Source organism: Armatimonadota bacterium, assembly GCA_016125185.1.
Taxonomy (GTDB): Bacteria; Armatimonadota; Fimbriimonadia; order Fimbriimonadales; family Fimbriimonadaceae; genus Fimbriimonas.
The window spans coordinates 1388721-1400591 of the sequence record WGMG01000006.1 but is presented as its reverse complement, the minus strand read 5'-3'; the positions used below and the strand labels follow the sequence as shown (position 1 = coordinate 1400591).

The following is an 11871-nucleotide window of genomic DNA, read 5'->3' as shown; positions in this document are numbered from 1 at the left end:
TAGGACCAGTGGCCCTGGCATTTCGGGTGGGATCCAATATTGAGTTGGGAACTTTCGTAACCCCAAAATGATATAGTCTTAGGTGTGATTTTCCCGATCATCTTCGCCATCGCCGCCAACCAGGCCCCGACCTCCGCATTCCTGCGATACCCGGATATCCATGGCGACCAGATCGTGTTCACCAATGAGGGCGATCTTTGGCTTGGGAACCTCAAGACCGGCGAAACTCACCGGTTGACGACCGATGCGGGAACGGAGAGGTTCGCTCGTTTCTCGCCCGATGGAACGCAGATCGTGTTCATGGGCGAATATGACGGAACCCCGCAAGCCTACGTCATGCCCACCGCTGGCGGCACACCGAAGAAGCTCACGAGCCTAGAGGGCATCCGTGGTGTGAACGGCTGGACGCCGGACGGCAAAAACGTCGTCATCCGCTACTTTGGCGTCCCGACCAACTACTCGTACGAAACCGTCCCGGCGGCCGGTGGGGTGCCAACCCAAATGCCGCTCGAGTTCGCCTCCCACATCAGCTTTGGCGCGACCAGCGATTCGTACGTTTTCACTCGATTCGACCGCTGGTACATGGCGTGGTTCCGCTACATCGGTGGCATGCAGAACCAAATTTGGCTTCGACAAGCCGGGGCCAGCCCTGAGTTCAAGCAGATCACGGACATCGAGGGTACCAACGAATATCCGACCTGGTGTGGTGGCCGCGTGTACTTCGTCAACGAGAACCAAGCTCATTTCACGTTGATGTCGATTCCTGCGGGAGGCGGAAAGGCCAAGAAGGAGTTCGACTCCGACGTGGAAATCCGCGAAGTGCAGACCGATGGCAAGCGACTGGTATTCGAAAGCGGCCACGAGTTAGATGTTTTTGATCCGGCTACTGGTAAGGCTCAGAAGGTCGAAGTTACTCTCAACAGCGACCTCATTCACGAGCGACCGACGACGGTCCGAGCCGAAGATTTTGCCCAAGATGTGAGCCTGACTCCGACCGGCAAGCGCGTCCTCGTCGAAGCCCGTGGCCAAATCGTGACGGTGCCGATGGGTGAAGGCGAGGCCCGAGTCCTGCTCGCCAAGCCCGGCGTTCGGTATCGCCATCCTGCCATGTCGCCTGATGCAAAGAAGATCGCTTACGTGGACGACAGCACTGGCGAGGAGCAGGTTTATGTTGCCGACGCAGACGGCTCAAACCCCAAGCAACTGACCAAGGACACGAAGGGCCAGATTTGGGGCGTGCGGTTCTCGCCCGATAGCAAGTGGGTCTCGTTCACGGACTCCGAAATGCACATTCGAATCGTGAACGTTGAGACCGCGACCGACAAGATCGTTGCGACGATCCCGTTCACCTGGTTTGCCGCCGCCTACGAGTTCTCGCCCAATTCGAATTGGATCACCTTCTCGCTGGCTCTGGATAACGTTAATCAGCTTAGTGCCATCGAGCTTTACAACATTCCGACGGGCAAAACCTACCAGGTCAGCGATGGCCGTGCCAACGACATCGCCCCCGCCTTCTCGCAGGACGGCAAATACCTGGTGTTCGTCACCAACCGGCGCATCGATACCCAGGCCGACCCCATCCTCAATCAACTGAACGTCCAGCCGATGAGCATTGTGTGCATCGCGCCGCTATCGGCGGATGGCGAAAATCCGCTTGCTCCTAAGGATCCCGAGGAGGGGCAAAAAGCGGAAGCGGAGAAGAAGGACGACAAGAAGGTCGATGTCAAGATCGATGTCGATGGCCTCTTCGATCGACGAATCGAATTGCCTATCGAACCGGCGCAGGTCACGAAAGTCGCCATGTCCGGCACTCGCGTTCTTTATGCCACGGACGCCGAAGTTAAATTCTTCGATGTCAATTCCAAAGCCGGTGGCGATGTCGCAAAGTCGGCGACATTTACGCTTTCCGATGACGGAAAGACCCTGCTGATCCCCGGCAAACCCAACCGAACGATTGGGATCGATGGTGAAGGAAAGAAGACGGAGAATTACGGAAACCTTCGCCTTTCGATTGATCCGCCTGCCGAGTGGAAGCAGATTTATTGGGACGCTTGGCGGCACATGCGGGACTACTTCTATGTGTCCAACATGCACGGCGTGGACTGGAAAGCCATTGGGGACGAATATGCCACTTTTCTGCCGTCGGTCCGCTCCCGCAGCGACCTCGACGAACTCATCCGATGGCTTCAGGCCGGGGTGGGCAGTTCGCACGAATACCTGACGCCCGGCGACCAACAGGATATCAAGCCGAGGGTTCCCAACGCCTACCTCGGAGCCGATCTCGCCGCCGACCCATCGGGTTGCTACAAGGTCACGAAGATTCTCCGGGGCGATGGATACACGACCTCGGAAATGTCGCCTCTGCTCGGCGCAGGCAAGAATATCAAGGAAGGCATGTTCCTCCTCGCCATTGGCGGTGAGAAGCTTTCGCTCGATGCCGATCCGCTCGATAAGCTCGCGGGGCGCGCGGGACAGACCGTATCGGTCACCGTCAATGACAAGCCCACGATGGAAGGGGCCAAAACCTACTTCATCAAGCCCGTCCCCAGCGAGCACCGCATGCGGTACCTGGAGTGGGTCGAAGCCAATCGGCAATACGTCGATAAGAAAAGCGGTGGCAAACTCGGGTACCTCCACCTCGCGGCGATGTCGAACAGCGACATGAACGACTTCATTCGCCAGTACTTCTACCAGCGAAACAAGGAAGGGTTCATCATCGATGGACGGTTCAACAATGGTGGCTTTGTGCAGGACTACATCAACCGAATCCTGAACGAGTCCCTGACCGGCTTCTTCAACATGCGCAACAGCCCCTACTCGTGGACCCGTCAGGGCGACTATTTCACGGGCCCGATGGCAGCGCTCATCAACGAGTTCGACATCTCATGCGGTGAGGAATTCCCTCACCGGTTCCGAAGTATCAAGCGTGGACCGCTATTCGGACGGCGAACGATGGGTGGCGAAGTTGGCTCCGATCCGGGTTGGCCATTGGCCGACGGCGGCAAAATCAGCGTGCCCAACTACGGCATGTGGACTCCCGACGGTAAGTGGGCCATCGAGGGTAAGGGCGTGTCGCCGGACATCGATGTTCCCAGCGATCCGAACGCGTTCATCAAGGGCTCTGACCCGCAGATCGACAAGGCGATTGAGTACCTGCTGAACGAGATCAAGAAGAACCCACCGGTTAAGCCGCACGAGCCACCAGCTAAGGATCGGGTCAAGAACGGCGGATCGTAGCCGCTAGGCCTAAAGGGTGGTACGCTTTGGCCGATCGGAGCAATCTAAGCGCTCCGGTCGTCCAAAGAGTTTGTTATGGTTACTTCGATCGCAATGGCCATCGCGCTTGCTCCTGTGGGGCAGACCTTGAAGCTTCCCGTGTATAACGCGGACCAGAAAAATCCTGCGGTTACGGACTACGCCGTAACCGCGCTGCCCTTGGGCTTTACCGATGTGAAGATTGGCTCAGGGCTAATCAAGTCCGAAGACGGCTCGATTTCGATGAGCGTTCTGCGTTCGCGAACCGACATGCCCTCCCTCCTGCGAAATTCGAAGGCACATAAGGGGGATGGTTTCACCACCATCCGCATGACGAACTGGATCGGCTACCGGAACAGCCGCAAAAATGGCGAGGACTATAAGCTCGACTTCCACCATTACCGCATCAGCCTGGCCCTCGACTACACCGATAAGTCCAAGCTGACCAATCTGAGAAATGCGCTCCACACCCTCATCGATAACCTGAATCTCACCCCGCACTAAACCGGTCGGATGTCGTAGACTCAGGACGTGAGCGAATACGACCAGAAGGAGCCCGAAGAACAAGAAAAACGCGACTGGATGCCGTGGTACATCCTCGGTGGCGGTGGCTTGGCGTTCTGCCTTAGCGTCATTGGCTACCTGAAGTGCTCACGACCTCCAGAACGGCCTTCTCAGTCGGCGCTGAACGTCGTCGCGGCGGCTGAGAAGCTCGATAAGGCTTGGTCCACGGTTCAGATGACGTGGGCTCGGCGGTTCGTAGACCTTACCGGGCATCAATACGAGCAGCCCGGGAACATGTCGTTTTACAAAAAGGGCTACCCCAATCCTGGGAAAGGAACGCTCCTGAACGGATGCGGCTTCTACCTTCGAGATTCATCCACCATCGCGTACAACCAATCTCTGCTGGAATCACCTCCGCCCGGGGCCGACGCCGACCTCGCCGCGACCATACTGTTCGCTCACGAATTTGGCCATCACATCCAGCACGTTCTTGGTAAGGACACAGAGCTTGACGGGCTCCTAGCCACTGCTTCTGAAGCCGACAAGGCGAAGCTCCGCCTGAAGTACGAACATCAAGCCGACTATTACGCCGGTGTCTGGGCGTCGGTCGACCTTAAGTTCGAATTCAAACGGACCAATATCGAAAAGGCGATTAAGATGCTGGCCGACTTCGATGTTTCGATTCGACCGACCTTGCCCAAGGATGGCTCGATTCCAGACCCGATGGACTATGCATCGGCCAAAGAGCGCGTCGATTGGATGGAAAAGGGGTTCGACAGCGGCTCGATTCGGGCTGGCGACTCGATCCTGACGTCGAAATAGTCCCGCCGCGGCGACCGGGCCATGCCGTACAATAATGGCCATGCGATTGGACGACATTGAGGAGAGTTCAAACGTCGAGGATCGACGTGGAGCACCGGCCGGAAAACTCGCCATCGGGGGTGGGCTGGGAACGATCGTCATTGTCATTCTCTACACGCTGCTAGGTGGAAATCCAAACGACCTGAAGGGGGCTCTTTCGAGCACCGGTTCCCAATCGCAACTTGGCGGCACCGCTTCCAGTGGGCCGGGCGACGATGCGGGCAAGAAGTTTGTTAGCAAGGTTCTCAAGGAGACCGAAGAAGTTTGGAGCAAGATCCTGCCGGAGCAGACCGGCAAGCAGTATGTCGATCCGAAGCTCGTACTTTTCTCGGATCGTGTGCAGTCGGCTTGCGGTTTGGCTGATGCTGCCGTCGGACCGTTCTACTGTCCTGGCGACTCGCAGGTGTACATCGACCTTAGCTTTTACGACACGCTGAAGAACCAGCTTGGCGCTGGTGGTGACTTTGCGCAAGCGTATGTCATCGCCCACGAAGTCGGACACCATGTCCAGAATCTGCTGGGCACCAGCCATCAGGTCGATGCCGCCCGGGCCCGACTCAGCGGCAAGGATTTCAACAAGGTCTCGGTCCGCATGGAACTCCAGGCCGACTTTCTGGCTGGCGTATGGGCTCACTACGCCACCGACCTTCACATAGATAAGCAGGACATTCAAGAAGCCGTGAACGCGGCATCACAGATCGGCGATGACAAGCTCCAGAAAGAGTCGCAAGGCTACGTCGTACCCGACTCGTTTACGCACGGAACGTCGGCCCAGCGTGTCCGCTGGTTCCTTAAAGGGTATCAGACCGGGCGTATCGCCGATGGCGATACGTTCAATGCTCGCCAACTCTGAACGATATAGGTTCAACCAAACGAACTGAAATCACGTAATATGAAATAAAAATGGAGAGCGATCAGATAGTGTCTCGGCAGACCGAAATTGCCGACGTCGAGACCTTACGTGAGTTGATCGCTCGGCTGAACGAGGTTGAGAACTGGCACCCAATCACTCGACCCGAAGCCGTCACCGTTGAGGACGTCGCCGAGGCCCTTCACCTCGATCCCCATTACGTGGCCGCCGAGTTGGAGCGCATCCACGAGGAACATCGAGAAGCGAGGCTGGCCGGAACTCTCCGCGAACTGGAGGAGCCGCTGTACCGAGTCGAGCGCACGGGCCACACGCCGCCCGATCCGCTCGGAAATCCGCTGATGAAGATGCGCTCGGTCCAACTCTTGGCCGAGCGGAGCAAGTCGAAACCGGTGTTGGCGCGACGCGAAGAGACCCCGACCTTCAGCGAAAAGTTCGGACACCTAATCGGATACGCAATGCTGATCCTCATCGCGATTCTTATCGTCGCGGTTGCGGGCAAAGTCGCCGTCGAGGCGATCGTCAGCCACTAGGGAAGGGAACCGGCCCACATCCACATGTCGCCGTTCGGTCCACCGGTGATCTGAATCAACACCATACACTTCTGACCACATTTGGTCGTCTGGCTCGCATCGATCTTGTAGTCCACTTTCCATATCTCCCCGTCGCCGAGCTTGGGAACAAACGTATCAAGTTCGTTGTTCGACCCGAATTCGTCCACGATCTGAATGCCGCTGTCCTCGCAGATTCGATACTTCTTGGTCTTCTCGTCGTAACAGTAGATGACCGGCTTGATCTTGACCCGGAGCCCTGACCATTCCGGTCCTTTGAACCAAATATACGGCTTGATCCGCTCGTTCCACTCGGTCGTGATGCGGAAGCAGGGATCGGCGACCGACTTGTCGTAAATGCTCTGTAAGAGCTCGTTGATCTTGTTCTGCAGGGCGTCGTGTTCGGCTTGGTTCTGCAGGAAATCGGAGAGGTTGACGAGGTCGCTAAGGATGCTGAAGATCGCGCCCGCCGCTTTCTCACCCACGGCCTTTACGACTAGCTTCTTCAGCTCATCTTCCAAGCCCTGCTTGATCTTGCCTTCCAGGAATCCCAGCGGGTCTTCCACCAACGCTTTGAACTCGTTGATCGCCTCTTCCAGTTTGGATTTCAGGTCCTCGAACGATTCGTTGTGGCTGAGAATGTAGTTGATGCGCGTGCTGAGGCCCTTGAGTTTGGCTTTTTGCGCGTCGGTGAGGCTCTTGTCGTACTTGACGATGAAATCGATCATTTTCGACATGTAGTCGAGGGTCTTTGCCACACCTTCTTTGGTTTGGAGTGAGTCGTAGAACTCTTTGAATTTGCCTTCTAGAAGATTCTTGATCGCGTCATTCATCTCCGGCGGGTTCTGCAGCAGTCGTGCGAGCATCTGGTAGAGCCGGACCTCCTGCACCAACGGATTGTCCTCGGTCGCCTGTTTGTTGGCGTCGAGCTGTTTCTGGAGGGCGTGGAGGAGTTGGAAAAGTTCGGCGTAGTTCTGCTCGCACGGACCCTTGCCTGTGCTGTCCGCGATGTCGTAGAAGCGGCCATCGTAGGTGCCACCCCGAAGCGGAATGTTGGCGTAGAGGAACGGCGGCGGAATGTCCGACAAGTCTTTGATCGTGGACGCCGCGCCGGGGTTTGAGGTTGTCGGAAGAACTTCGCCGCGAACGATCGCGCTCGTAGGAGATGCGGTGGTGCCCGTTCCCGGCTGGACCACGGCGGAAACCCCGAAACTTCCGGGCAGGATGCTGGTGATGAGGAAGTTCCGATCGAACTCGCCCTTGGCGTTGGCTTTGAGGATCACAAAGTGCTTGGGTCGACCTTCTAGGTCGATGACCGACGGTGTGAGGTTTTCGATGACGACCATCGGCGCTTCTTTGGTCTGGAGCCCGTCGAGGCCCTCCACATGAAGCTTGAGCTCGGATTTCTCGCCCCGCAAAAGGTTGGACTTGGGGGTCGAAAGATCGACGCGCAATAACTGAATCGGTCCCTTGGCGTATTGCCCGCCTTCTTCCACCACCAGCTTGGAGGGGCCAGTCTCGGTGAGGGTCGGAACGATGACCACCGACTGTCGCGGCGATTCCGCTACGATTGGGATGGGCTGGCCACCGACCAAAACGGTCGTATTGGCGGCTTCGCCATCGTAGGGACCTTTCACCACGAACGGAGCGCCGATGCGGGCGGCGCTTGGGATCGTGTAGGCGTCGGGCTTCTTGGTCGATGGCCCGACAGGAACGTAGGTTGTGCCGAGGGTCTCGCCACCGTTGATCCAACCCGAAAGGCTGAGGCGAGGAGTGATGCCCTCGGGAATCTTCCACGTGCGACGAGGACTGCCGGGATCGGTAACCGTTCCGTGCACGTCGCCGATATCGATCTGCACGTCGCCAATATTGATGTCTTTCGAACCCGGAAAAACCGTGCCCGAAATCGTATCGCCAGGCTGAATGTCGTCGGGCAGAATGACGGTGATGGGACCCTTGGGCGAAGTAAAGGTGGCGCGAACAAACCCGTTTTCGGCTTTGATCACCGGCTCCTTTTTTTCTTGCGTTCCTTGGGTGGGCGAAGGGCCCCAATTTCCCAGGACGAAAGCGGCGAGGTAAATCCCGACCATATAGTTCCCCAACGACAGTGTAAAGGAAGACGCGCCTAAGTGCCAAGCGTTTCGGCGCCAGGCTAAACCTCTTAAAACAATGGATTCACTGGAAAAACGCCTTAACAAGCCCTGAAGGGGCATAGTATCTTGGCCCACGCCAGAAAAAGTCCGAGGAGTCCCGATCCTCGGGACGACCCGGGCGAAGCCCAGCCCTAGGTTCTTAGTCTGTGGCTAGCCTCGAAGTTGCGGCCACGCCAACGCAGAGAACCGCTAAGACCGACAGCGAAACCAGCAAACTCGAGCCCCGCGCGATGAACCCCAGCATCGGCGGACCGGCGAGAAGCCCAACGTAGCCCATCGTCGAAACGGACGAGAGGGCCACGCTTCCAGGCATCACATCTTGCTTCCCGGTCTCCGAAAAGAGGATCGGCACCACATTCGAAAGCCCAATGCCCACCATCGCAAAGCCAACTAGCGAGCCAAGCCAAAACGGAGTGAAAGCGGCAACCACAAAGCCGAGCCCGCCAACCAGCGAGCCCGTAAGCATCACCGACCGGCGCCCCAGTCGGTGGATGACAAAATCGCCCGTCAGGCGGTTCAGGGTCATCATAGCCGAAAAGGCCACGTACCCAAGACCTGCTTGAGCAGGTTGCACGCCCCGAAACTTGGTGAGCAGAACACCGCTCCAGTCGGCGACCGATCCCTCGGCCATAAACAGAATGAGGGCCAGAACCCCGAGCAACAGAACCTTGCCGCGGGGAAAGACGAAGCTCCGTTCCGCTGGATGAATCGTTGGATGGTGGCCGACCATCGATGGGCTCGCCGCGACAATCATCAAAAGGAGCGCAGTCGCAATTCCCACCTGACAAATCTTGGGATCAACCCCAAGGCTCATCATGCCGGTCAGGCTCCCGGCTCCGACGATTCCGCCCACGCTGAAAAGGCCATGAAAGCCTGACATCATGGGCCGACCGCTCTCCTCCTCGACGATCACGGCCTGAATGTTCATCACCACGTCGAGGGTGCCACCACCCGCGCCCATGAGTAGGAGAGAGATGGCCAACAAGGGGATGCTCGTAGCCAGGATGATGCCAGGCAGGCTAAGAGCCAGTGCAATGGCGGAAGCCACGATGACCTTTCGGCACCCAAAGCGCGCGGCTAGCGCCCCGCCAAACGGCATGACGCCAAGAGAACCCAGCCCGACGCACAGCAGCAATAAACCAAGCGAGCTTTCATCCAGGGAAAACCGCGCCTTCACGGTTGGTACCAGAGGGGCCAGCGTCGAAAACCCGATGCCAGCGACGAGGAACGCGATGCGGGTCGAGAGTTGCTGCTTCCGGTTCTCGTCTCGTGACCTCACCAAGTTAGTATGACCCGATGGCAAACCCGTGTAGACTGACTAGAATTGGTGATGAATCTTGCCATGATGAGCTATCCAATTCACAATGAAATGGACCTAAGCAGACTTAGAGTAGCCATTGCAGTGCAGGTCGGAGGGCTTGGCTGGATTCTCTTTCAGATATTTACGTCGTTTCCGGACTCCACCATTGCAACGAAAGGTTGGTTCCTTGCTGCGGCCACCAGTTTCTTTGCATTTTTTGCCGGACTGCTAAGTATCGACTTCTTGAATCGAAAGAACTCGCGAGTAGAGGTTAAGGACGGAACGATTCTCTTAATCAATCAGAGCGGTAAGGTCATTCGGCGCGGAACATTGACAGATCTCGCTAAGAGTCAAATTAGAACTTCGACCGATCCTAAATACAAGGCTTTCGTTCTCGATTTCCATTCCTGGGTTTGCGTCGCCAGCAAGCGAATTGTTTTCACGGTCGACCAGGCAGCTTCGGAAGAAATTAGTCGAGAGATCGAGGCGACTCGCGGTTCATATGCGGTGAAGATGCGAAAAGATGTCTGGCCTTATCCAGGCTAATTCCGTTCCACCATCTGACTCACTCAGCTTTCATAACTTCGCTCCGCGCCGAGATTCCGTTCTGGTTGAACGCTTCGATTTGGAAGTAATAGGTCTTATCCGCGTCCATGTAGCGCCAATAGTATTCATTCGCGCCGTACACCATCACGCTGTTGGTGAGCTTGTCGGGAGCCACACCCACGCGCACCACATATCCATCGGCGTCATCGCTTGGCGCCCACTTCAGCCACGCGTTCTCACGGATGCCCATATTGTCCTTTCCGGTTCCGCGCAAGGCGACGAACCCCTGGACCGGCTTGGGCGGCTGACCATGCCCGAGCCCAAAGGCCCGAATGCCGCTAATGGCGAACTTGCCGGTGGGCATGTGGATATTCACGAGTTTAAGGTACTTGGCTTCGACCGGCTTTTCGAGTTCCACGTAGTCGTGCGGAACGTCGGTCTTGTTCATCGCCTTATCGACGATTAGGCTCCACCGCCTGCCATCGAGGGAGGCGAAGAGCTGATATTGATGGTAGAGCCCTGGGGCTTTGCCCATGACGTCGGCGTCTTGGTCGGCGTAATTGATCTGCACCGCCCGGACGGTCGATGGCTCGTTAAGTTCGGTCTCGATCCATTCGCCCTTGTTGCCGGTCTTGGCCGACCAATAAGTCTTGATGCTTTCGTCCACCGCGTAATTCGGCGCGAATCCGCCAAGAGTCGATGAAACCTGTACCGAGCGATTATAGTTCAGGAGCATCCATCCCGCAAAACCCTTTTGCCTGGGGTCAGGCAGATACGTTGGATAGTCGCCGTAGGCTTGGTCGCAGGACAGCACGCCGTCGGAATCAAAGTTAGCCGGCCAAATCCCGATTCGGCGCTCGAAATTGTTTTTCACGCAGATGCCGATGGTAGAAACATGCCACCAGTCGCCGTTGAAGTCCTGGTAAGTTGCGCCGTGACCCGCGCCACGGGCGAATCCGCCTGGTTTGAGCGAGAACGGGTTGCTGGCTTGGTAGGTGAACGGTCCGAGGGGGTGATCGGCCACGTAAACGCCGTCGCCATAGCCGCTAAACTCGGTGCCCGGCGCCGCATACTGCAGGTAGTACTTGCCGCCGTGCTTCGTCATCCAGGCTCCCTCGATGAACGGTTTGAGAAACGTGTTGTCGTTAGCCTCGCCGAACCGTTCCCAGCCGTGGGTTCCCACGCCAAAAAGGTCCTTTCGCTCTGAGATCGGTAGAAGGGTTTTCGGGTCGATCTCCCATGCGTAGATCGGAAACGCGTTGCTGGATCCATGGTAGAGATACAACCGGCCATCGTCGTCGAGGAAAAAGGCGGGGTCCCACGCGCCGACCGGAAACTCGTGGATGGCCTCGTGCCACTCATTGTTCTTTGGGTCGCCGCTGGCCATGATCTGCCAATTTTTCTGGTAGGTCGAGCCAATAACCATGAGTTGGTCGCCCATGACCCAGACTGCGGGTGCGCATAGCTCGTCATAGATCGGATTCCCGTCAAGCGTCGCGATGTCGGGCCGAAGAAATTTGTGGGCGACGAAGGTCCAATGGGACATGTCGTGGCTCCACCAGTAGCCCCATTGGTTGGTCGAAAAGAGGTAGTAATCGCCCTTGAAAGTGACGATGACGGGATCGGCGGTAGCTCGATGCTTGCCCTGTTGAACAAAGTTCGGGATCGGGCAGTAGCCGTAGTCGACGTTGATCGGATTGCAGTAAGTGCGCTGGGACCACGCGAGACCAGCCAAGCAAACGGTCAAGGCTACCAATGACGACTTCGCTGTCGACCACATATTCGCCATTATACTGAACCGGTTCAGCATATGGGAAATGCCGAAGTCCCGCT

9 protein-coding genes are annotated in these 11871 nt (G+C 57.1%); 6 read left to right on the top strand and 3 right to left on the bottom strand.

Translation table 11 applies throughout. The annotated features are described in order from the left end of the window. The first annotated feature begins 84 nt into the window (after positions 1 to 84). The 5 genes from GC165_14570 to GC165_14550 all read left to right on the top strand — a co-directional run bounded on the left by GC165_14570 (position 85) and on the right by GC165_14550 (position 6021). Positions 85 to 3237 (top strand): hypothetical protein, encoded by a 3153-nt coding sequence (locus tag GC165_14570; GenBank protein MBI1334093.1) that lies wholly within the window; start codon positions 85 to 87, stop codon positions 3235 to 3237. A 75-nt stretch (positions 3238 to 3312) separates the two neighbouring features. Continuing rightward, the gene (locus GC165_14565) at positions 3313 to 3759 is read left to right on the top strand and encodes a hypothetical protein (GenBank protein MBI1334092.1); all 447 of its coding nucleotides are present in this window, start codon (positions 3313 to 3315) and stop codon (positions 3757 to 3759) included. Positions 3760 to 3786: 27 nt separating this feature from the next. After that, a complete protein-coding gene (locus GC165_14560; protein MBI1334091.1) occupies positions 3787 to 4581 on the top strand; it encodes a hypothetical protein in 795 nt (264 codons plus the stop codon). A gap of 40 nt (positions 4582 to 4621) precedes the next feature. Further along, positions 4622 to 5473 (top strand): metalloprotease, encoded by an 852-nt coding sequence (locus GC165_14555; GenBank protein ID MBI1334090.1) that lies wholly within the window; start codon positions 4622 to 4624, stop codon positions 5471 to 5473. Positions 5474 to 5523: 50 nt separating this feature from the next. Continuing rightward, complete coding sequence (locus GC165_14550; GenBank protein ID MBI1334089.1) at positions 5524 to 6021, top strand: hypothetical protein; 498 nt, start codon at positions 5524 to 5526, stop codon at positions 6019 to 6021. On the opposite strand, the gene GC165_14545 is transcribed toward GC165_14550, so the two are convergent. Together GC165_14545 and GC165_14540 are read right to left on the bottom strand one after the other, a co-directional pair. Beyond that, on the bottom strand, positions 6018 to 8129 hold the full coding sequence (locus GC165_14545) for a hypothetical protein (protein MBI1334088.1): 2112 nt from the start codon (positions 8127 to 8129) through the stop codon (positions 6018 to 6020). The genes GC165_14550 and GC165_14545 overlap by 4 nt on opposite strands. Positions 8130 to 8331: 202 nt before the next feature. Next, on the bottom strand, positions 8332 to 9495 hold the full coding sequence (locus tag GC165_14540; protein ID MBI1334087.1) for an MFS transporter: 1164 nt from the start codon (positions 9493 to 9495) through the stop codon (positions 8332 to 8334). Positions 9496 to 9519: 24 nt separating this feature from the next. Between GC165_14540 and GC165_14535 the strand changes: the two genes are divergently transcribed. After that, a complete protein-coding gene (locus GC165_14535) occupies positions 9520 to 10038 on the top strand; it encodes a hypothetical protein (GenBank protein ID MBI1334086.1) in 519 nt (172 codons plus the stop codon). Between the two features lie 19 nt (positions 10039 to 10057). Here the strand turns inward: GC165_14535 and GC165_14530 are convergent, their stop codons facing one another. Then, positions 10058 to 11818, bottom strand: coding sequence for a family 43 glycosylhydrolase (locus GC165_14530; GenBank protein ID MBI1334085.1), 1761 nt, complete (start codon positions 11816 to 11818; stop codon positions 10058 to 10060). Positions 11819 to 11871 lie beyond the last annotated feature (53 nt).